This window comes from Mycobacteroides sp. CBMA 271 (assembly GCF_009729205.1).
Classification (GTDB): Bacteria; Actinomycetota; Actinomycetes; order Mycobacteriales; family Mycobacteriaceae; genus Mycobacterium.
Map to the genome: position 1 here is coordinate 43,451 of NZ_VTHB01000008.1, position 21,269 is coordinate 64,719.

Annotated in this window: 17 protein-coding genes; 4 read left to right on the forward strand and 13 right to left on the reverse strand. The window is 63.4% G+C overall.

Translation table 11 applies throughout. The annotated features are described in order from the left end of the window. Positions 1-128 precede the first annotated feature (128 nt). Complete coding sequence (locus FZI91_RS20190) at positions 129-3,134, reverse strand: AAA family ATPase (RefSeq protein WP_155940920.1); 3,006 nt, start codon at positions 3,132-3,134, stop codon at positions 129-131. 370 nt (positions 3,135-3,504) lie between these two features. Here FZI91_RS20190 and FZI91_RS20195 point away from each other — a divergent pair, with 370 nt between their 5' ends. After that, positions 3,505-3,726: a hypothetical protein gene (locus tag FZI91_RS20195; RefSeq protein WP_155940921.1), complete on the forward strand. Its 222-nt coding sequence runs from the start codon at positions 3,505-3,507 to the stop codon at positions 3,724-3,726. A gap of 642 nt (positions 3,727-4,368) precedes the next feature. On the opposite strand, the gene dmpG is transcribed toward FZI91_RS20195, so the two are convergent. Genes dmpG through FZI91_RS20215 form a run of 4 tightly spaced genes read right to left on the reverse strand, consistent with a single transcriptional unit; the run spans position 4,369 to position 8,717 of the window. Beyond that, entirely contained in the window at positions 4,369-5,433 is a 1,065-nt protein-coding gene (gene dmpG / locus FZI91_RS20200) for a 4-hydroxy-2-oxovalerate aldolase (protein WP_155940922.1), read from the reverse strand. A gap of 2 nt (positions 5,434-5,435) precedes the next feature. Further along, positions 5,436-6,344 carry an acetaldehyde dehydrogenase (acetylating) gene (locus FZI91_RS20205; protein ID WP_162525915.1) on the reverse strand — a complete coding sequence of 303 codons (909 nt, stop codon included), beginning with the start codon at positions 6,342-6,344 and terminating at the stop codon, positions 5,436-5,438. Positions 6,345-6,355: 11 nt separating this feature from the next. After that, positions 6,356-7,141: a 2-keto-4-pentenoate hydratase gene (locus tag FZI91_RS20210; RefSeq protein WP_155940923.1), complete on the reverse strand. Its 786-nt coding sequence runs from the start codon at positions 7,139-7,141 to the stop codon at positions 6,356-6,358. Further along, positions 7,134-8,717 carry an FAD-binding protein gene (locus FZI91_RS20215; protein ID WP_155941160.1) on the reverse strand — a complete coding sequence of 528 codons (1,584 nt, stop codon included), beginning with the start codon at positions 8,715-8,717 and terminating at the stop codon, positions 7,134-7,136. Before FZI91_RS20215 ends, FZI91_RS20210 begins: the two co-directional genes overlap by 8 nt. A gap of 123 nt (positions 8,718-8,840) precedes the next feature. Here FZI91_RS20215 and kstD point away from each other — a divergent pair, with 123 nt between their 5' ends. Together kstD and FZI91_RS20225 are read left to right on the forward strand one after the other, a co-directional pair. Further along, complete coding sequence (gene kstD / locus FZI91_RS20220) at positions 8,841-10,529, forward strand: 3-oxosteroid 1-dehydrogenase (protein WP_162525914.1); 1,689 nt, start codon at positions 8,841-8,843, stop codon at positions 10,527-10,529. 9 nt (positions 10,530-10,538) lie between these two features. Then, entirely contained in the window at positions 10,539-11,396 is an 858-nt protein-coding gene (locus tag FZI91_RS20225; protein WP_155940925.1) for a MaoC/PaaZ C-terminal domain-containing protein, read from the forward strand. A 63-nt stretch (positions 11,397-11,459) separates the two neighbouring features. On the opposite strand, the gene FZI91_RS20230 is transcribed toward FZI91_RS20225, so the two are convergent. The 7 genes from FZI91_RS20230 to FZI91_RS20260 form a co-directional block, all read right to left on the reverse strand. After that, positions 11,460-12,299 carry a DUF559 domain-containing protein gene (locus FZI91_RS20230; protein WP_155940926.1) on the reverse strand — a complete coding sequence of 280 codons (840 nt, stop codon included), beginning with the start codon at positions 12,297-12,299 and terminating at the stop codon, positions 11,460-11,462. Between the two features lie 102 nt (positions 12,300-12,401). After that, on the reverse strand, positions 12,402-13,565 hold the full coding sequence (locus FZI91_RS20235; RefSeq protein WP_162525913.1) for a lipid-transfer protein: 1,164 nt from the start codon (positions 13,563-13,565) through the stop codon (positions 12,402-12,404). After that, the gene (locus FZI91_RS20240) at positions 13,562-13,987 is read right to left on the reverse strand and encodes a MaoC family dehydratase (protein WP_155940927.1); all 426 of its coding nucleotides are present in this window, start codon (positions 13,985-13,987) and stop codon (positions 13,562-13,564) included. Before FZI91_RS20240 ends, FZI91_RS20235 begins: the two co-directional genes overlap by 4 nt. Then, entirely contained in the window at positions 13,984-14,934 is a 951-nt protein-coding gene (locus FZI91_RS20245) for an OB-fold domain-containing protein (protein ID WP_309224100.1), read from the reverse strand. The genes FZI91_RS20240 and FZI91_RS20245 overlap by 4 nt, the downstream gene beginning before the upstream one ends. Positions 14,935-14,974: 40 nt before the next feature. Further along, positions 14,975-16,138 carry an acyl-CoA dehydrogenase family protein gene (locus tag FZI91_RS20250; protein WP_155940929.1) on the reverse strand — a complete coding sequence of 388 codons (1,164 nt, stop codon included), beginning with the start codon at positions 16,136-16,138 and terminating at the stop codon, positions 14,975-14,977. A gap of 12 nt (positions 16,139-16,150) precedes the next feature. Next, a complete protein-coding gene (locus FZI91_RS20255) occupies positions 16,151-17,230 on the reverse strand; it encodes an acyl-CoA dehydrogenase family protein (protein WP_155940930.1) in 1,080 nt (359 codons plus the stop codon). A 23-nt stretch (positions 17,231-17,253) separates the two neighbouring features. After that, positions 17,254-18,513, reverse strand: coding sequence for a cytochrome P450 (locus FZI91_RS20260; RefSeq protein WP_162525912.1), 1,260 nt, complete (start codon positions 18,511-18,513; stop codon positions 17,254-17,256). Positions 18,514-18,731: 218 nt separating this feature from the next. Between FZI91_RS20260 and FZI91_RS20265 the strand changes: the two genes are divergently transcribed. Continuing rightward, positions 18,732-19,892, forward strand: coding sequence for a steroid 3-ketoacyl-CoA thiolase (locus FZI91_RS20265; protein ID WP_155940931.1), 1,161 nt, complete (start codon positions 18,732-18,734; stop codon positions 19,890-19,892). A 51-nt stretch (positions 19,893-19,943) separates the two neighbouring features. Here FZI91_RS20265 and FZI91_RS20270 read toward each other — a convergent pair whose 3' ends face one another. Beyond that, the gene (locus tag FZI91_RS20270; protein WP_162525911.1) at positions 19,944-21,185 is read right to left on the reverse strand and encodes a cytochrome P450; all 1,242 of its coding nucleotides are present in this window, start codon (positions 21,183-21,185) and stop codon (positions 19,944-19,946) included. Between the last annotated feature and the right edge of the window lie 84 nt (positions 21,186-21,269).

Genomic DNA, 21,269 nt, shown 5'->3' on the forward strand with positions numbered 1-21,269 from the left:
AACCCCCCACACCATGTTCCTCATTGAGCCTGAATTCTCGTTCCTCTTCGGCAGATTCGATGACGTTCCAGACAAACCGGCCGCTGCCAGTGATATCGATGTTCCGCCGCAGCAGACCTGCTTGGTGCTCATCGTGGACCGTGTAGCCGCGGGAAACTCTCGGAGATGGCGCCTGCCAGCTTGAGATACGCCTCGTTGGTGTCGGTGTTGAGCAGGTTGAAATCGACATCGGCACCCTCTGCGAGGTGCGGGTCGAACGGGATCATGTGAATCGACCGGCATCGAGCCGCGAAGTGCTCGTACACCTTGTCCAACTTGATGCCCGCAGACCCGGGCCTTGAGGCACTCAACACCACATGAGCCTCCCGCACCAATGCGGAATATCCGTGCTGCATAAGCCAATCCAGCGTGGCCGAGGCGCTCCGCGCCGAGTCCATAGCCGGTGAACTCACCAACACGATGGTGTGCGCTAGCTCCAATACACCTGCCATTGCCGAGTGCATGATTCCAGTGCCGCAGTCGGTCAGGATGATGTTGTAGTACCGCTGCAGAATGTCAATGGTGTTGCGGTAGTCGACCGCGCCGAACGCCTCAGAAACTGCCGGATCCTGCTCGCTGGCAAGCACTTCCAGACGGCTCGTCGCCATCCGGGTGTGATTGCGCACATCGGCATAACTCCTGATGTTCTGATCATGGAGTAGGTCGCGAACGGTGGATTGCGTGGAATTGTCACGCACACGTTCCGCGAGCGTTCCGCGGTCAGGGTTCGCATCCACGGCGATGATCCGGTCGGTCCGGATGGTTGCGAACGCCGAACCCAATCCTAATGTGGTGGTTGTCTTCCCGACGCCGCCCTTGATGGAAAGAACCGCGATGCGGTAGTCGCCGAGTATCGGCTGACGGATACTCGCCAGTAGTTGGTCGTGTTCACGATCCTTGCGGGAGTCGCCCGGATTGACGTGACCGCCGGTAGCCGCATGCACCGCCTTGCGCCAGCCCGCCTTGGGGGCATAGCGACCGCGGTTGATGATCTCTGCTTCATCTAATGATGGCGGCATCCGATAGGCCTGCGGCGCACGATAATTAGCGGGGGGCGCGGTGGCTTGAGGCGGCGGCACATAGCCGGCGGGCGGTTCCTGCTGCCCAGGGGGCGGCCCCTGCTGTTGCGGAGGCTGGGGCGCGTGCTGCTGCGGCACCCATTGCCATTGGCCCGGAACACTTGTGGGTTGGGGAGGTGGCTGCTGCTGAAACTGTTGCCCACCGTAGGGCTGCGGCGCCGCTGGAGCACCTTGTGGCCACTGCCCCGGGTAAGGCTGCCGCGGGTTCCACCCCGGTGGAGCTTGCGCTGCGGGCTGCTGAACCGGCGGTTGCTGCTGCGGCACCGGATACACAGGCGCCGCCAGCGGTTCGGCGGCCGGGGCCGGCTGCACGGCATTCGGAATCTCCCAGGACGGTGTCGCTAATCCGCGCCCGGGCTGCCCCGTCGCCGTGTCAGCGTCCTGCGACTCATCGGAAGTCGCCTCCGACCCCGACGGATGCGGATCGGGCTGCACTACTCCTTGTTCCAGCTCTGCCGGCGCCTCGGCTGCCTCAGCGGAGGCGGCCGACTCTTCGGGTACGGCAGCGGCTTCCCCGCGCTCCTCCTGCGGCTCCGGTTCGGGCACCACCTGTACTGGCTCTTCAGGAGCCTCCGACGACACCTCCGCGAACGGTGGCTCGACCGGTTGCTGGACGCTCTGCGCCGGTGCCGGCGCGGCGAGAGGTTCTTCGGGCTCTGCCGCGACGAGCTCCGGGTCGGCAGCTGCCACGGCGGGTTCGGCCTCCGGCTCGGGCACGACCTGCTCCGGAGTTACTTCTTCTGTAGCCGCAGCAGGTGATTCCGTGACTGACTCGCACGCTAGCGTCGGTTCCGGATCAGGCTGTGCCACCGCAGGTTCGGATGCCTCGAAGGCGGCCCGCTCTTGGTTGAGCTGCTCACGCTTGGCCTCGATGCGCTGCAACAACGCGGCCGCCCGGGCGTCGACATCATCGACGTTTTCGACCGGCTCCGCTATCGGCTCCGCTTCGACGACAACCGGCTGCTCGACGACAGCCGGCTGCTCGACCACGTCGTCCTGCGGCTGCGGTGCGGGCTCTGAAGTAACAACGTCGGGGGTCTCGGATTCAGGGGCCGAGAGCAGCGATTCGGCAGCATCTACCTCCGCAACACCTTCGACCTCGTCAACCTTTTCGGCTGCCTCGGAAGCCTTTTCGACAGCTTCTGGCGGAGTGAACCGTAGTGTCGGCGCCGGTGTCGCTGTCACTGTCGCTGTCGGTGCAGGCTCCAGTTCGGGCTCGGGCATCCGGTGGCGCCGTCGCTCCGCGTTCTCACCCAGAATGCTTTCGTCGAGGCTGGTCTGACGAAGTTTCGCTTCCAACTCACTGAAGCGCGAGAACGGATCCGACGGTGCAGCCTCCGGGGCGACGTCCTCACTCACCGGAGGCTCCTGCAGAGCCCGATCTTCGACGGGTTCTGGACGCGACCAGTCCGCGACGAGTGGGGCACTGGCCGGCCCGGTTGTGGCCGCAACGGGGGGCTCGGGCGTTTCCTGCTCGGCGACAGGCGCTGCTGGCGACGGCGTGAAGGACGCTGGCAGCTCCGCGGGCGTAACCAGTTCCGGCGCAGCCGCTTCCGGCTCAACCGGCGCAGCAAATTCTGAGGCTGACGGAGGCGCGAAGGACGAAATCGAGCGCGGAGCGGGCTTCATCTCAGGAAGCTGATCGGGCCGCGAGAAGATCTTCGGATCTTCCGGGATAACCTCCGGTGCAACATCTTTCGATTCGGCTACCGGCGGCTCGACAGGTTGAGCCGAGACATCGGGACGCGGCGGGATGTAGTACCTGGAGGCCTCGGGCTCGGCCTTGGTGTCATTGGACGGTTCCGGTGCAACCGACTTCGTATCAACGGGCTGTTCGTCGGCAGCCTTCTTCGACTTCGAGGGCGCTGACTTTTCGGTGTCCGCCGGCGACGACTCGTCCTCGGCATCGTCGTTCCCCTTACGGCCACGCCGGAAGAGGCTGAGGACCCCGCGACGTTCCTCTTCCTCAGGCAGCCACGGAGGGCGGGCCGGTGCACCACGATCCTGCTTGGGCAACGTCCCCCTCCCCTTCCTCGATCGACTAATCGTCGTAGAGTTCGATCCTACTCATTAGCTAGCACACTGGTATCCAGACTGGTTAGACAACCGATCTAGCCCCCGTCCTCAACCAGCAGTTTAGGGGAGGTGGCGACGTCTTCGCAGCGTTCAGTGCGGTCTGATACCGGATTGATTTCGGCAGTAGCCACCGAACAGGGCCTGCCGATGAACATCAAGATCGACCAGCGCGAACTCGCTAGGCCACCGCAGGCGCTGGCGGACGAGGTCGTCAGACCATTGGGGCTGCCCGCTGGGGCGGACCTCACGGCAGCCTGGAAAGCCCGCTTGGCTTCGCGGACAAACCCCCGACGACCTGGATGTGATCCGTATGACTCTCTCTGAATCGATCACGACTCGCCCTAACAAGCAGCGCGGCCTCAAGCAGTCCATGCAGGCGGAATGCAAGGCCATCTCGGGCACCATGGAAAGCCGAGACCAGGCGGTAAAGGCGCAGTTCAACGAGGTTGGAGCGATGACCGGCCTGTGGTCGAACATGTGGGGCGGCTCGACCCTCATTCCCAGCCAGAGCCAAGCCCGAAGCGTGTGTTGACACGTGTTTAGCAATCCGAAATGGCCGCATAGAAACGACCGGAACCTCGTCGAAGGCCGCCGGGAGACGTGCCAACCCGTCCTATCGAGAGACTCAAAATGGCTACTACAGGCGTAATAGCGAGACGGGAATCCGGTTTCCCAACGGCGGGCAATACTCATCGCAGCTATGCCCGCAGCTACGAACGGGGAGGAATCGGCTAAGAGCAGTCAAACCGGATCAACGAGAGGGTGACATCGCATGGGACAAGACATCGTCGTCGAGCCCATCACATTGGCGACCATGGCAGCGACCTCTATCGGCGCCGACGTTGTCGGTCGCGGATCTCAGGTGGAGGCAGACAGACAAACACCATGGCCTCAACTAGCCGGTTCAGGACATCCGCACCAAAGGGACCCGACGGACATGATCTCGCCTGTCACAGACGCGTTGAACGCCGTTGGCAGGGGCAGACCTCTAACGGCGTCACGAACAAACCCAGCGGGCCCGTCAAAACGGTCAGCAGGTCTCGCAGCAGTCGCGGGCATGCCCAGGACATGGGCCCTTGTTCAGCAGGGGCGCCACGAAGAACGTGGCTAAGACGGAGCGGACGCCTACCAAACCGCTTTCGTCTGGTCTGGGCAAGGCGTGATGATGACCCGGCTATCCCTTCTCGGCGTTCTCCCGCTGAATCTCCAACGCGATATCGATGAGCTGATCTTCCTGCCCACCAATGAGTTTGCGCTGACCGGCGCGATGCAGCAGCTGGTGCGCAGGCACCCCGTAGCGCTCGGCCTGCCGGATGGCGTGCTTCAGGAAGCTGGAGTACACCCCGCTGTAGCCCATGATGAGCGCGTTGCGGTCTAGCAGGCACTCGGCCGGCATCGCCGGCGCGACAACCTCTTCGGCGGCATCGGCGATATCGAAGAAGTCAATCCCCGTCTTCACACCGATCTTGTCGAACACACCGATCAGCGCCTCAACGGGAGCATTACCCGCGCCGGCACCGAAACGTCTTGTGCTGCCGTCGATCTGCTTGGCACCGGCACGAACTGCCTCGATGGAGTTGGCCACACCGAGCCCCAGGTTCTCGTGTCCATGGAAACCAACCTGCGCATCCGAGCCCAGCTCGGCCACCAGCGCGGCGACCCGGTCGGCCACCCCGTCCAGCACCAATGCGCCCGCGGAGTCGACCACATACACGCACTGACATCCCGCGTCGGCCATGATCCGCGCCTGCTTGGCCAGCTTCTCCGGCGATACGGTGTGCGACATCATCAGGAAGCCAACGGTTTCCAGCCCGCGCTCACGCGCCAGCCCGAAGTGTTGAATCGAGACATCGGCCTCGGTGCAATGCGTCGCGACACGGCAGATCGATCCGCCGTTGCCTTGCGCCTCGATGATGTCTTCCTTGGTGCCCAGACCCGGCAGCATCAGGAACGCGATCTTCGCATTCTTGGCGGTCTCCGCGGCGAGCTTGATCAGTTCCTGTTCCGGGGTTTTCGAGAACCCGTAGTTAAACGAGGAGCCACCGAGCCCGTCGCCGTGGGTCACCTCGATGACCGGAACCCCGGCACCGTCCAACGCGCCGACGATCGCCCGCACCTCGTCAGCGGTGAACTGATGCCGCTTGTGGTGCGAGCCGTCGCGCAGCGACGTGTCGGTAATCCGCACATCCCACGCGGCGTCAAAGAAGATGCCATCAGAAGCAGCCAACTGAACACTCATGATCAGGAAACCTTTGCAGATAGAAGTTCTTTGGCGATTTCCTCGCCGACCTTGGTCGCGGCCGCGGTCATGATGTCCAGGTTCCCCGCGTACGGCGGTAGGAAGTCGCCCGCGCCCTCCACTTCGACGAAGGTGGTGACCACATGGTTGCCGCCGTTGACCACCGACGGCTCATCGAACTGCGGCTCGTTGAGCAGCCGATATCCGGGCACATACTGCTGCACCTGGCTCACCACGTCGTGGATCGACGCGGTGATCGCGTCGCGATCCGCACCCTCGGGGATCGCGCAAAAGATGGTGTCGCGCATGATCATCGGCGGATCGGCCGGGTTCAGGATGATGATCGCCTTGCCGCGCTTGGCGCCGCCGATCACCTCGACACCCTTAGAGGTGGTTTTGGTGAATTCATCGATGTTGGCGCGCGTCCCCGGCCCCGCTGAAACTGAAGCGACGGAAGCGACGATCTCGGCGTAGGGCACCTCGACGACCCGCGACACCGCGTAGACGATCGGAATCGTCGCCTGGCCACCGCAGGTGATCATGTTGACGTTCGGAGCATCAAGGTGCGCACGCAGATTCGCCGGCGGCACCACGGCAGGGCCCACCGCAGCGGGGGTCAGGTCGATCGCCCGGATCCCGGCCTCCTCGTAGCGTGGCGCGGCGGCCTTGTGCACATAGGCGGACGTCGCCTCGAACACCAGATCCGGCTTCTCGTCCTGCGCCAGCAGCCAATCCACGCCCTCATGCGAGGTTTCCAGCCCGAATCCCCGGGCGCGCTTCAGCCCCTCAGACTCGGGATCGATGCCGATCATCCACCGCGGCTCCAGCCACTCGGACCGCTGCAACTTGTACAGCAAGTCGGTGCTGATGTTTCCCGAACCAACGATCGCTACAGATGCCTTTGACGACACAATCTCTCCTCTTATTCGAAAGCCAGTCGGACCGAACCAAGTCCGGCGAACTCGGCCAAAAACTCATCCCCCGGATGGGCGTCGAATGCCCGCGTGCACGAACCCGGCAGCACCACATCTCCCGCACGCAGGCGCACCCCGTAACCGGCCACTTTGCGTGCCAACCACGCCACGGACGTCACCGGGTTACCCAGCACCGCATCGCTTCTGCCCTCAGCCAGCTTCTCGCCGTTGCAGGTCAGCACCGCGTCGATCGACTTGATGTCGATGTCCTTCGGCGAAACCCGTTGCTTACCAATGACAAACCCGGCCGAAGATGCGTTATCGGCGATCGTGTCGCAGATCTTTATCTGCCAGTTGGTGATCCGGCTGTCCACTACCTCGATGGACGGCACGTAGGCGGCAGTCGCCGCGAGCACATCATCCTCGGTGCAGTCCTCGCCCGGCAGGTCGGCGGCCAGGATGAATCCCACCTCCACCTCTACCCGCGGGAACAGGAACTTGGACGCCGAGGCGGCGACGTCCTCGAACAGCTCCATATCGGCCAGCAGATGCCCATAGTCCGGCTCGTGGACACCCATCATCGTTTGCATCGCCTCGGACGATAGGCCCACCTTGTGGCCCACTGTCTTGGCTCCGTCCGCTAGGCGGGAGCGAATATTCATGAGCTGGATCTCATAGGCATCGACCACGTCGAAATCCGGATGACTATCGGTGGGCGGCGCGATGGCCACCCGGGTCCGTTCGGCCTCGGCCAGATCAGCGGCGATGGCGTCGCGAACGTCAGAACTAAGCATCTATGTGTCTCCCAGTCTCGGTCCCCGCCCGGCGCCCGGAGAAGACGCAGTCGGCCAGGGACAATCCGCTCACATACGAATTGGAGCAGATGCCCACCGCCGCACGCCCGGCGGCATAGAGCCCGGGGATCGCCACGCCGGATGTGGTCTGCACGGCACCAGTGTCCTCGTCCACGACCAACCCGCCAAGAGTCAGCATCGGGCACGGATTGAGCATGTTGGTCTTGATGGACACGTTAAACAGGTAGTACGGGCCCGCTTCGATCGGAACCCGGATATCGTCGGGCTTCCCGAGAGAATCTGGGGTGCCGTCCGCGATGGCCCGATTGTGCTCGGACACGGTGCGCGCCAATCCTTCCGGATCGATACCCGCCTTAGCTGCAAGTTCCTCGATGGTTCCGGCCTTCTTGCGTCCCACGTTGAGGAACGACTCGGCCTGGATGCGCTGGAACCACAACGTCTGTGAGCCCAACTGCTGACGTGCCCGCCTCACCAATGCCTTGTCCGCCACCAGGTAGCCGGCCCCACCGCCCTGCTGCACAATCGCCTTACCCAGGGCGGCGCCATAGCGGGACTCGTCAATCATCCGATGCCCCTTGGCATCCACCAGCAGCGAGCCCATGAAGGCGGCGGGCGGCACGATGAACCGCCAGGCCGAGATCTCGTCGAGGTGCCCGGTGGCCGCACTCAGGGGTTCCGCGAGCGTCAGCGCGGTTCCGTCGTCTCCGGCGGTACCCAGCTGAAGCCCATCCCGGTAGGCGGGGGCATGGCGCTCGACGAGTTCGCGGTTCGCGATGAATCCACCCGAGGACAGGACCACCCCGTCGTTAGCCCGGATCTCGAACGGCTTGGCGAACCGGCGCTCCAGCGCATACGCCGGACCCTCCAACGCCTTTCGCATCGGCGGGTAGTACACGCCCGGCTTGGTGGCATATGCCGTCAGCCGTGAATACAACCGGCGGACCCAAGACGGTGCGTCCTTCAGGGTCGTTCCCCGCACCCCGATGACGCGACCGTCCTCGACGATCAGGTCGGTGACCCGGGTCTGCCGCCACACATCGGCGCCCAACCGTTCGGCGGAGGCCGCCATCGGCGCGAAGAGCGCCTTACCGGACACACCCCGGCCAAAGGCGCGGTGCCCGCGTTGACGGGGCGGTGTCACCGCTCGCGCCATCCCGGAGGATTCGCTGCCCGAAAAGTAGAGGTAGTAGTCGTTGGTGGGGTATGAGGTCTTGAACGGAGCCAGCGAACCCTGGAACGGCACCCCGTAACCCTGCAACCAATTGAGAGTGTCGACGCTGCCATCGACAAATTTGCGCAGAGTCTCGGGTTTGACGGCGTCGCCGACCTCCAGCTGGAGGTACTCGAGCATTAGCTCCGGGGTGTCCTCGACGCCCGCGTCGCGCTGAATGTTGGTGCCGCCACCGGCGTAGTAAATACCCCCTGAAATGGCCGAAGCCCCGCCGCCGTCGAATCGCTCCAGGATGGTGACCGATGCTCCGCGCTCAAGCGCGGCCAACGCGGCTGCCGCCCCCGCCACCCCGTATCCGACAACGACGACATCCGTCGAAGACAGTGACACAGGGCCTCCTAGCGAATTCACAGCAACGTGTTCTGATTTTCACCGCAACATTCACATGTCCAAACGATGAAACCACAGGCCAGCGCCGGTAGCGCCGGGCCGCCTCAATTCTATAACGTGTTCTACATGACTGAGCAGGAGTACGACGTCGTCGTCGTCGGGAGTGGTGGCGCCGGCATGGTTGCGGCGCTCACCGCGGCACACAACGGGCTGAGCACCGTACTGATCGAGAAGGCCCCCCACTTCGGTGGATCGACCGCCCGTTCGGGTGGTGGCGTCTGGATCCCCAACAACGAGGTTCTCAAGAAAGCCCGGCAGACCGATACCCCCGAGGCGGCTCGCGAGTACCTCTACAACATCATCGGCGACGTTGTCCCCCGCGAGAAAATCGACACCTACCTCGATCGCGGCCCGGAGATGCTGTCATTCGTGTTGGCGAACTCCCCACTCAAGCTCGACTGGGTGCCCAACTACTCCGACTACTACCCCGAGGCACCGGGCGGGCGTCCCGCCGGGCGATCGGTGGAGCCAAAGCCGTTCAACGCCAAAAAGCTTGGCGATGACCTGCCTAACCTGGAGCCCCCATATGGCAAGGTTCCACTGAATGTCGTAGTGCGCCAGCAGGATTATGTTCGCCTGAATCAGCTCAAGCGTCACCCGCGCGGCCTGCTGCGCAGCCTGCGCGTGGGCGTGCGCACCTTCTGGGCCCAGGGCACCGGCAAGAAACTCGTCGGCATGGGCCGGGCACTGTCGGCCGCGCTGCGAATCGGACTGCGCGACGCCGGAGTTCCCGTCAAGCTCAACACTGCGCTCACCGATCTCTACATCGAGAACGGCACCGTCAAGGGCGTCTATGTGCGCGAAACGGGCGCTCCGGAGGCGTCCGAACCGACGGTGATTAGGGCGCGAAAGGGCGTCATTCTCGCCTCGGGCGGGTTCGAGCACAACGAGCAGATGCGCGTGAAGTACCAACGCGCCCCCATCACTACCGAGTGGACCGTGGGCGCAAAGGCCAATACCGGTGACGGCATCCTGGCCGCCGAAAAGCTGGGCGCTGCACTGGAGTTCATGGAGGACTCGTGGTGGGGCCCCACGGTGCCGCTGGTCGGACGCCCGTGGTTCGCGCTGTCCGAGCGCAACTCCCCCGGGTCGATCATCGTCAACTCGTCCGCTAAGCGGTTCATGAACGAGTCGCTGCCCTACGTCGAAGCCGCCCACCGCATGTACGGCGGCGAGTACGGCCAGGGCCCCGGCCCGGGTGAGAACCTGCCGGCGTGGCTGCTCTTCGACCAGGAGTACCGCAACCGGTACATCTTCGGCGGATTACAGCCGGGACAAAAGATTCCGAGCAAGTGGATCGACTCGGGTGTCATCGTCAAGGCCGACACCGTGGAGGAACTAGCGAAGCTGACCAATCTCCCCGTGGATGCGTTGGTTCAGACCGTCGAGCGGTTCAACGGCTTCGCCCGCGCCGGTGTCGACGAGGACTTCGGCCGCGGCAAGAGCGCCTACGACCGCTACTACGGCGACCCCACCAACAAGCCGAATCCAAACCTGGGTGAGCTCAAGAAGGGCCCGTTCTACGCGGCCAAAATGGTGCCGGGCGACCTGGGCACCAAGGGCGGCGTCCGCACCGACCTGCAGGGACGCGTGCTACGCGACGACAACAGCGTCATCGACGGTCTTTATGCCGCAGGCAATGTCAGTACCCCGGTGATGGGTCACACCTACGCCGGCCCCGGTGCCACCATTGGACCGGCCATGACATGGGGATACCTCGCCGCGCTCGATATCGCCGGGAAGTAGGGTCGGCAGATGCCTATTAACGTCGATATCGCGCTGGGCGCGGCCGTCGAGCCCGCCGAGTTCTCTTGGACCGCATCCGATGTGCAGCTGTATCACCTGGCCATCGGAGCAGGCTCCGACCCGGTGAGCGAGACCGAACTGCGGTACCTGCAGGACAAGACACCACAGGTGTTGCCGACGTTCGCGACCGTCGCCTCCGGTTTCCACGCGGTGGAGCCGCCGAAGGTGTCGTTCCCGGGGATCGAAATCGACCTGGCCAAGATCCTGCACGGCACCGAGCAGGTGACCGCTCACCGACCCTTGCCGCCCTCCGGTCGTGCTCAATCGACTGGCAAGATTGTCGAGATCTGGGATAAGGGCAAGGCCGCCGTCATCGTGACCGAAACGACAGCATCCAACGAGGACGGGGACTTGTGGACCATCCGCCGGTCGATCTTCGCCCGGGGCGAGGGCGGCTTCGGTGGCGAACGCGGACCGTCCTCATCGAGCGAGATTCCTGGGCGGGAGCCTGATACTGAAGTCTCGACGCACATCCTGCCGCAGCAGGCGCTGCTGTACCGGCTGTGCGGTGACCGCAATCCACTGCACTCCGACCCGGCCTTCGCGGCGGCGGCCGGATTCCCCCGCCCGATCCTGCACGGCCTGTGCAGCTACGGCGTGGTGTGCAAGGCGGCCGTCGACGCGGCGCTGGACGGCGACGCTTCACGCGTGACGTCTTATGCCGCGAAATTCGCGGGTGTGGTGTTCCCGGGTGAGACGCTCAAGACCCGCATCTGGAAGGAAAACGGCAAGCTGCTGATCTCGGCTGTCGTTGCCGAGCGTGAGGACGCGCCGGCGCTGGCCGACGTGGAGCTCACTTTTTCTTAACGCCGAGTGTGCGTCCAGGCAGACATTTCACGGGATTTCTCTGTCTGAGCGCACACTCGCGGATTATCGGCGACGTGCCAACGCTTCCCGCACTCGGCGGATGATGTCGTCGGGGTGATCTTCGGCGACAACTCTGATGATCTGCCAGCCCAACCGTTCCAGCATTTCCATCCGCTTGATGTCCTTCACATACTGTCTGCGGTCGGTTCGGTGCTGGTCCCCGTCATACTCGACGCCGACCATGACCTCTTCCCAGCCCATATCGATATAGGCGAGCGCGACGAAGTCCCCGTTATGAACCATGATCTGGGTCTGTGGTCGCGGCAGCCCCGCCCGTATCAGGACAAGTCGCAACCAGGTTTCCTTGGGCGATTGCGCACCGGCGTCGACCAACTCGAGTACGGACCGCGCCCGCCTGATGCCCCGCCGACCCGTGTACCGCTCCAATAGCCGAAGAATCTCGGAAGGTTTCAGCTCTGATGCTCGACATAATGCATCGAGAGCCGCGATCGATATGGCCGGCGGGTAGCGACAAGCCAGATCCAGCCCGGTACGTGCCGGTGTGGTCAGCCTCCGGCCGTCTGCGCACTGGATCTCGTCGGATTCGATAGCGTCCGTCCACACCAAGATCCCTTTCGGTGGCCGCCGATTCTCGTGGATCACCTCAGCACCACGATCCGGTGAGATCCACTTCGAGCCATGCAGCGCCGATGCCGAGAACCCCGCGATCGTCCCCCGCCGATGCGTCCATAGCCAGGCGGCCTCCGCGCGTGTCACCGCACTGAGCTGCGATCCCTTCGGGACATAGATATCGGGGTACAGCGCGACGAATCGCCGCGCAAGCTCGTAGCGCGAATACGTGCCCGCCGCCAAGGCCTCGCTACCGACAAATGGCCCACCCATGTCGGCATCATGCGACGGCCCACCGACAAGTTCGCGAGTGTGCGCTCACGCAGAGAAATCCCGTGAAATCTCTGCGTGGACGCACACTCGACGAAAGGGGCGCTAGCCCAGAATGAGACCGGAGGTGGGGACGCCGGTGCCGGCGGTGACGAGGACGTGCTCGACGTTCGGCACCTGGTTGACCGATGTACCGCGCAGCTGACGCACACCTTCGGCTATGCCGTTCATGCCGTGGATATATGCCTCGCCGAGCTGGCCACCGTGCGTATTGATGGGTAGCTTCCCGCCCAGCTCGATGGCGCCGTTGGCGACAAAGTCCTTCGCCTCGCCCTTACCGCAGAATCCGAGCTCTTCGAGCTGCAGCAGGGTGTAAGGCGTGAAGTGGTCGTACAGGATGGCCGTTTGAATGTCAGCAGGCAGGAGCCCCGACTGCGCCCACAGCTGCCGCCCAACCAGTCCCATCTCGGGCAACCCAAGCTCGTCGCGGTAGTAGGAGTACATGGTGAACTGGTCCTCACCCGATCCCTGCGCCGCCGCGACAATTGACACGGGACGTTGCCGGAGGGATCTGGCCCGCTCCGGCGTGGTGACCACGATCGCCACCCCGCCATCGCTTTCCTGGCAGCAATCCAGCAGCCGCACCGGATCGGCGATCATCCGCGAATTCTGGTGATCCTCAATGGTGATCGGCTTGCCATAGAAGAAGGCCTTCGGGTTGGTGGCCGCGTGCTTGCGATCGGCCACCGACACCGCGCCGAAATCGGCACTCGTCGCACCGTACTCATGCATGTACCGCCGCGCGACCATGGCCACCGATGCGGCCGGCGTGCTCAGCCCATGCGGGTACGACCAGCCGTACTCCACGCCGCGCGAATCCGCCGTTGAGCTCAGACCAGACATCACCTGACCGAAGCGGAACTCCGAACGCTCATTAAAAGCTCTGTAGGCGACGACCACCTCCGCGATACCTGCCGCAACCGCCAACGCGGCCTGCTGCACCGTGGCGGCGGCCGCTCCACCGCCATAGCCGATCTGGCTGAAGAACTTCAGCTCGCCGATACCCGTCGAGCGCGCTACCGCGGTCTCCAGGTTGGAGTCCATGGTGAAGGTCACCAGACCATCGACATCGCTCGGAGACAGGCCCGCATCCTGGAGGGCGTCAAGCACAGCCTCCGAAGCCAGACGCAGCTCGGACCGTCCGGACTTCTTGGAGAAGTCGGTGGCACCGATGCCGGCAATAGCGCTCCGCCCAGATAGCCCGCTCACTGCGATTCTCCGATCGTCAGCTTCACCTTGGCGGTGACATGCGCACCAAGACTGTTGTTGCCCACGACATCTACCTCCACGAGTCCGTCCTCGACGGACGTCACCGAGCCGGTGAACACAGTGGTGTCATACGCGTACCAGGGCACACCGAGTCGCAGCGAGATGGACTTCACGCGTGCGGAAGGCCCGGCCCAGTCGGTGACGAATCGCTCCACCAAGCCGGTGTCGGTGAGGATGTTGACGAAGATGTCCTTGGATCCCTTGGCCTGAGCCAGATCGCGGTCGTGGTGCACATCCTGGAAATCTCTGGTCGCCAACGCGGTCGACACGATAAACGTCGGAGTGCCTTCGAGCTTCAGCTCGGGCAGCTTCTCGCCAACTTCGGCTTGTGCTCTTCGCGCAAGCGGCTCATCGCCAGTCATGACACTGCCTCCCATGCGTACAGAGTCCACGCCGGGTCGTCGCCCTCGGCCGGGAAGTCGAGATATGTCACCTGAACCGGTGCGCCGATCTGAACATCATCGGCCGATACCCCACGCAACTCACCAAGCATCCGCACACCTTCGTCAAGCTCGACCAACGCGATCACGAAAGGCAAAGCGCGGCCGGGAACTTGCGGCGCGTGGTGCACCACGTAGCTGTACACCGTGCCCTTGCCGCTGGCCACCTGATACTCGATGGGTGCTTCTTTGTCCTGCCACACCGCCGGCACCGGCGGATGTTGCAACGAACCGTCGGGACGCTTCTGCAACCGCAGCTCGTGCGCGGCGACGCCTTCCCAGAAGTACGCGCTATCGCGCGACCAGGACGGTCGCATCAGCTTGGACGGGTCCAGATCACCATAGGCAGGTGCAGTGGGCTGAGCCGCTGACGGCCGGAACTTCATGATGCGCCAGTTCATTTCGGCGACAAGCTCGTCGCCGACCTTCCACTCGACGTGGATGTTGATGAAGAAACTTTCACCCAGCGCGGTCTGCTTGGGCCCAAAGATGTCGCTCACCTCGTTGGTGATGCTCACCTCTTCACCCGGCACCAGGTAGCGGTGGTAGATCTGCTCTGAGTTGGTCGCGACGACCGACTCGTACCCGGCTCCGTCTAGCAGCTCCATCGCGCGACCCAGCGGATCATCGGTGGCCTGCACCTTATGCAACCCACCCATGGTCCATACCTGCGCCATGGCGGGCGGTGCGACGATACCGGGATGCCCTGCGGCACGGGCGGCTTCATCGGAGACGTAGATGGGGTTGGTGTCCCCCATCGCCTCGATCCAGTTGTTGATCATCGGCCGGTTGACGGGGTCACGGCCCACCTTGGGCGCGCTGGGCCCGGCGGCCTTGATCTTGGCCGCACCCTCTTGAACCTGAAGCACCGTGTCGCTCATATCTGTCCGTTCTTCGCGCAAGCGCTCATCACCGCGGAGCCCTCGGGGTACCGAGTCCGGCCGTTGCCACCATCTCTCGCATCACCTCATTCACGCCGCCACCGAAGGTGATCACCAGGTGGCGTTTGGTCTGTGCATCAAGCCATTCGAGTGTCTCGGCGGTGTTCGCGTCCGCGGGATCGCCGTAGCGGCCCACCACGCCCTCACTCATACGGCCGATCTTCTGAATCCATTCGGTGGCAAGGATTTTTGTCGCCGCGGCATCAGCCATACTGATGTCGTCGCCCGACGAGGCAACCTGCCAGTTCAGCAGCTCGTTGAGCCGCCACACCGCCTTCATCTCTCCGAGCACACGGCGCACATCATCGTGCGACAGCGGCGCCACTCCGTCAGCCCCCGGCTTGGCGGCCCACTCGTACACCCGGTCGTACATCGCGGCGATCCGACCGGAGGGGCCGAGTGAAACCCTCTCGTGGTTTAGCTGCGTGGTGATGAGCTTCCAGCCCAAGTTCTCTTCACCCACCAGCATTTCCACGGGCACCCGGACATCGGAGTAGTACGTGGCGTTGGTGTGGTGCGCGCCATCGTTGGTGATGATCGGCGTCCACGAGTAACCCGGATCCGTGGTATCCACGATCAGGATTGAGATGCCCTTGTGTTTCGGCGCATCCGAGTCCGTCCTGCAGGCCAGCCAGATGTACTGGGCCTGGTGCGCACCGGTGGTGAAAATCTTCTGCCCGTTGACGATGTAGTGGTCGCCATCGCGGACGGCGGTGGTACGCAATGACGCCAAGTCGGTACCGGCCTCCGGCTCGGTGTAACCGATCGCGAAATGAATCTCACCGGCGAGGATTCCGGGAAGGAACTTCTTCTTCTGTTCCTCGGTGCCGTACTTCTGCAGCGTCGGTCCGACGGTCTGCAATGTCACCAACGGCATAGGGACGTCGGCGCGGATCACCTCATTCATGAAGATCTGCTGCTCTAGCGGACCAAATCCGTGTCCGCCGTATTCCTTCGGCCAGCCGACGCCGAGCCAGCCATCCGTGCCCATTCGGCGCACGACTTCCTCATAGGAGGAGCTGTGGCGGTCCAGCATCATTCCGCGGGTCTCTTCGGCGGTAACAAGATTCGAAAAGTACTGCCGCAAATCGCTTTGTAGCTTGGCCTGTTCCGGCGTGAGGTCAATGAACATCGTCTAGTCCAATCAGGCTTGCGCCGCAGCGAGAACGTCGAGGCGCTCAGAGGAACCGCCCACTAGGCGGCTCAGATCCTTGATCGTCGAGTAGTAGCGATTCATCGGATAGGTGATGTCGACACCGAGACCGCCGTGCAGGTGATGGCAGATCTGCATGACACGCTGGGCTTCCGAGGCCATCCAGAACGTCACGATATCCAAATCCTCGGTGGCATCCAGCCTTTCCGAAAGACGCCATACCGCCGAGATAACACCAAGATTCAGCGTCCGCGACACCACATAAACGTCCGCCAGCTGCTGCGTTACGGCCTGGAAGGTGGCCAGCGGCTTGCCGAACTGCACGCGGTTGGACACGTGGTCGGCAGTTAAACGCAGTGCGCCGGAAACCAACCCGTCCGCGTAGGAACCAATGGCCGCCAAAGCCAACGCATTCAGCCGATCGACCGCGCGAGAATCGAGCTGCGAACCTGCCAACAGATCTCCAGCGGGCACCGACGCGTCCGAGAAGGTGACCGCGTATTCGGCGGCCTTACTGGCCGTCGGCGTCCGGTGAATCGTCACGCCCGGGGTGTTAGGTGCCACCACAACGACGCCATTGTCGGTGGTGACAAGTATCCAATTCGCCTCGGCTGCATGCAGAACACCGATCTTTCGGCCGTTCAACACCAGCGAGGACCCATCGCGTACCGCCGAAACCGACGGCACGGAAGGAACCGCTCGGCCCGGTTCATCCAAAGCCGCCGTCAAGATGCCGCCTGCACCGATGTCGGCGAGGAACCGATCCTGCTGCTCCGGGGAGGCCAGCTCCACAAGCGGCACGATGCCGAATCCGAGCGTCGCCAAGGCCGGCGTCAGCGCACCATGCTTCCCGAGAACCCGCAAGGCGACGGACACCTCGGCCAGGCCCAGACCATCACCACCAAGACGTTCGGGGAGCGCCAATGACAGAACTCCATTGGCAGACAAGGCCTGCCAGGCATTCTCGTCGTATCCGACCTCCGGAACCACACCGATGAACTCACGATCGGCAAGCACCGCTTCGATCACGTCGGAGACAGCCTGCTGCTCCTCCGCGAAGGCGAAATCCATTTTGCTCGTTTCCTTTTGAAGAATTACTGCAGAACCGGGCAACCGCTGGCGCCGGTGAAATCAACCTGCCAGTGCTTGATGCCGTTGAGCCAGCCGGACTGCAACCGCTTCGGATCGCCTGCCGGAGCCAGGTTCGGCAGGTGATCGGCGATGGCGTTGAACATCAGGTTGATGGTCAGCCGGGCCAGGTTGGCCCCAATGCAGTAGTGCGCACCGCTGCCACCAAATCCCATGTGCGGATTGGGATTACGCATGACGTTGAAGGAGAAGGGATCCTCGAAGACCTCTTCGTCGAAGTTCGCGCTGCGGTACATCATCACGACGCGCTGACCCTTCTTGATCTGCACGCCACCGAGCTCGGTGTCCTCAAGTGCCGTCCGCTGAAACGACGTCACCGGGGTCGCCCAACGCACGATCTCGTCGGCCGCCGTCTCAGGGCGCTCCTTCTTGTACAGCTCCCACTGCTCCGGGAACTGGGTGAAGGCCATCATGCCCTGGGTGATCGAGTTACGCGAGGTCTCGTTACCGGCCACCGCAAGCATGATCACGAAGAAGCCGAATTCGTCGTCCGACAGCTTGCCCTCGCCCTCGACCTCGGCGTTGATAAGCGTGGTCACGATGTCCTCGCCCGGATTCTCGGCGCGCTGCTTCGCCATCTCCATCGAGTAGGCCAGGATCTCCATCGACGACGCCGCCGGGTCAATGTGAGAGAACTCGGGGTCGTCGTACGAGGTCATCTCATTCGACCAGTTGAAGAGCTTGCCACGGTCCTCTTGCGGAACCCCGAGCAGACCGGCGATGGCCTGCAGCGGCAGCTCACAGGAAACCTGCTCCACGAAGTCACCGGAGCCGCTCGCCGCCGCGTTCTTCGCGATCTGCTGAGCGCGCTCGTTCAGCTCCTCGCGCAGCCGTCCAATCGCCCGCGGGGTGAAGCCACGGGAGATGATCTTGCGCAGTCGCGTGTGATGCGGGGCATCCATATTCAGCATGACGTAGCGCTGCAGCTCGATGGCCTCCCGCGTCATGTCATCGGCGAACCGCGGAATGGCGGTGTTTTCCCAGCTGGAGAAGACGTCGCTGCGCAACGAGACGTCCTTGACGTCCTTGTGCTTGGAGACGACCCAGTAGCCGCCGTCGTTGAAGCCACCGATGCCGTCGGGCTGCTCCTGCCACCAGACGGGAGCCGTCTTCCGCAGCTCCTTGAGCTCCTCGATGGGGAGCCGCTCTGCGTAGATCTCCGGGTCGGTGAAGTCGAAACCGGCGGGAAGGCTGGGGTGCACCACGTTGAACTCCTATGGCCTTTCGGGGGCGTCTTTCAGGGACAATCTGGTTAGAGCATCTAGTGAGAGCCGAGTGAGATACGACACTCTCTAGCCCCATTGAAGCACACGATCAGCGCAGACAAAACGTGGTGCGTGGGGTGAGAACACGTTCTCATTGCTTCCGGACTGAAACGTGTTCTACCGTGAAGTGAACGTTCAGAGCGCAAAGGAGCAGCTCCATGGGTAATCCGGTCATCGTCGAAGCGACGCGCAGCCCCATCGGCAAACGAGGTGGGTGGCTCGCGGGTCTCCATCCGGCCGAGCTGCTCGGCAGCATCCAGAAGTCAGTGATCGCCCGCGCGGGCCTCGATCCCCAAGAGGTCGAGCAGGTCATTGGCGGCTGTGTCACCCAGTTCGGCGAGCAGGGCGGCCACATCACCCGGCAGGCGTGGCTACACGCCGGGCTGCCCGAAGCCACCGGCGCAACCACCATCGACTGCCAGTGCGGCAGTGCGCAGCAGGCCAACCACCTGATCGCCGGCCTGATCTACTCGGGTGCCATCGACACCGGCATCGCGTGCGGCATCGAATCCATGAGCCGCGTACCGCTCGGTGCCAATGTCGGCGGCACCGGCATCCCGCGCCCTGCGTCCTGGGATATCGATATGCCCAACCAGTTCGAAGCTGCCGAGCGCATCGCCAAGCGCCGCGGCATCACCCGCGCCGACGTCGACGGGCTCGGCGTCCGCTCGCAGGCACTGGCCAAGCAGGCGTGGGCCGAGGGTCGCTTCGACCGCGAGATCACCGCACTGGACGCCCCCCAGGTGGACAAGGAAGGCAACCTCACCGGCGAGACGAAGACCGTCGACCGCGACCAGGGCCTCCGCGAGACCACCCTGGAGTCGCTGGCGGGCCTGAAACCCGTTATGGCCGAAGGCATTCACACCGCCGGTACATCGTCGCAGATTTCCGACGGCGCCGCCGCGGTGCTGCTCATGGACGAGGACAAAGCCCGTGCGCTGGGCCTGAAGATCCGTGCGCGCATCGTGTCGCAGGCGCTCGTCGGCGCCGAGCCGTACTACCACCTGGACGGTCCGGTGCAGTCGACGCAGCGGGTGCTCGACCGCGCCGGCATGAAGATCGGCGATATCGACGTCGTCGAGATCAACGAGGCCTTTGCCTCCGTCGTGCTGTCCTGGGCCGCCGTGCACAAGCCGGACTTCGATCGTGTGAACGTCAACGGCGGTGCGATTGCGCTGGGTCACCCCGTGGGCAGCACCGGCGCCCGACTGATCACCACGGCGCTGCACGAGCTCGAACGCACCGACAAATCAACGGCTTTGATCACGATGTGCGCGGGCGGTGCGCTGTCCACCGGCACCATCATCGAGCGCATCTAGCAGCGACACGAAAAGACCCCCGGCGCCGCGGTGTCCGGGGGTCTTTTCGTGTCAGCTGGCCCGACCGAATCCGGCCGGGCAGAAGTCGACCTCCCAATGCTTGACGCCGTTCAGCCAACCCGAACGCAGCCGCTCCGGGTCACCGGCCGACGTGAGGTCGGGCATGTGGTCGGCAATCGCATTGAACATCAGATTGATGGTCATCCGCGCCAGGTTCGCCCCGACGCAGTGGTGCTCGCCGTTACCGCCAAATCCCACATGCGGATTGGGACTACGCATGATGTCGAAGCTGAACGGGTGCTCGAAGACCTCTTCGTCGAAGTTCGCGCTGCGGTACATCATCACGACGCGCTGACCCTTCTTGATCTGCACGCCACCGAGCTCGGTGTCCTCAAGTGCCGTCCGCTGAAACGACGTCACCGGGGTCGCCCAACGCACGATCTCATCGGCCGCCGACTCGGGACGCTCCTTCTTGTACAGCTCCCACTGCTCCGGGAATTGCGTGAAGGCGTGCATGCCGTGCGTGATGGAGTTGCGGGTTGTCTCGTTGCCTGCCACCGCCAAAAGCATGACGAAGAAACCGAATTCGTCATCGGATAGCTTGTGGCCGTCGATATCGGCGTTCAGCAGATCCGTACAAATATCCTCGCCAGGGTCGGCTGCCTTTCGCGCCGCCACCTGCATGGCGTACATCAGCAGCTCAGTGCTGGCGATCGCAGTGTCATCACCATCGTCCGAGCCGACCAGTCTGTTGGACCAGTCGAAGAGCTGTTCGCGTTCCTCTTGAGGAGTCCCCATGAGGCCCGCAATGGCCTGCAACGGAAGCTCACAGGCCACTTGGTCCACGAAGTCACCGTGGTGGTTTTGCGCGGCCGCCTTCGCGATGCCTTGCGCGCGAGCATTCAGGTCATCGCGCAGCCGGCCCACCGCACGCGGCGTGAACCCCCTGCTGATGATATGCCGCAATCTGCTGTGCCGCGGCGGGTCCATGTTGAGCATGATCAAACGCGTCGCATCGATCCGCTCGCGTGGAGTGGTGGACAGATAGCGCGGTATCGCGGTGTTCTCCTCGCTGGAGAACACCTCGCACCGCAGCGAAACGTCCTTCACATCTTTATGTTTGGATACCACCCAGAAGCCGTCGTCATCGAACCCGGCAACCCCGCGTGCGGTGTGGTTCCACCAGATTGGCTCGGTACGTCGCAGTTCGGCGAGCTCACGCTCCGGGATCCCTCGAACGAAGAGTTCGGGATCGGTGAAGTCGATATCCGCGGGAAGATGGGGATGTACCACGCCGTACCTCCTGGCCTGTGATGCATTTCACTAATGGCTCTAGTGGCAGTGAAGCACAGAAATCCACCCCAGGACAAGGGCATG

Bases quoted from the DNA above. Each gene is read 5' to 3' on its own strand.
- FZI91_RS20210 (WP_155940923.1), bottom strand. From the start codon at position 7,141: ATGCTTAGTTCTGACGTTCGCGACGCCATCGCCGCTGATCTGGCCGAG.
- FZI91_RS20230 (WP_155940926.1), bottom strand. From the start codon at position 12,299: ATGGGTGGGCCATTTGTCGGTAGCGAGGCCTTGGCGGCGGGCACGTAT.
- FZI91_RS20225 (WP_155940925.1), top strand. From the start codon at position 10,539: ATGCCTATTAACGTCGATATCGCGCTGGGCGCGGCCGTCGAGCCCGCC.
- FZI91_RS20255 (WP_155940930.1), bottom strand. From the start codon at position 17,230: ATGGATTTCGCCTTCGCGGAGGAGCAGCAGGCTGTCTCCGACGTGATC.
- FZI91_RS20195 (WP_155940921.1), top strand. From the start codon at position 3,505: ATGACTCTCTCTGAATCGATCACGACTCGCCCTAACAAGCAGCGCGGC.
- FZI91_RS20250 (WP_155940929.1), bottom strand. From the start codon at position 16,138: ATGTTCATTGACCTCACGCCGGAACAGGCCAAGCTACAAAGCGATTTG.
- dmpG (WP_155940922.1), bottom strand. From the start codon at position 5,433: ATGAGTGTTCAGTTGGCTGCTTCTGATGGCATCTTCTTTGACGCCGCG.
- FZI91_RS20265 (WP_155940931.1), top strand. From the start codon at position 18,732: ATGGGTAATCCGGTCATCGTCGAAGCGACGCGCAGCCCCATCGGCAAA.
- FZI91_RS20240 (WP_155940927.1), bottom strand. From the start codon at position 13,987: ATGACTGGCGATGAGCCGCTTGCGCGAAGAGCACAAGCCGAAGTTGGC.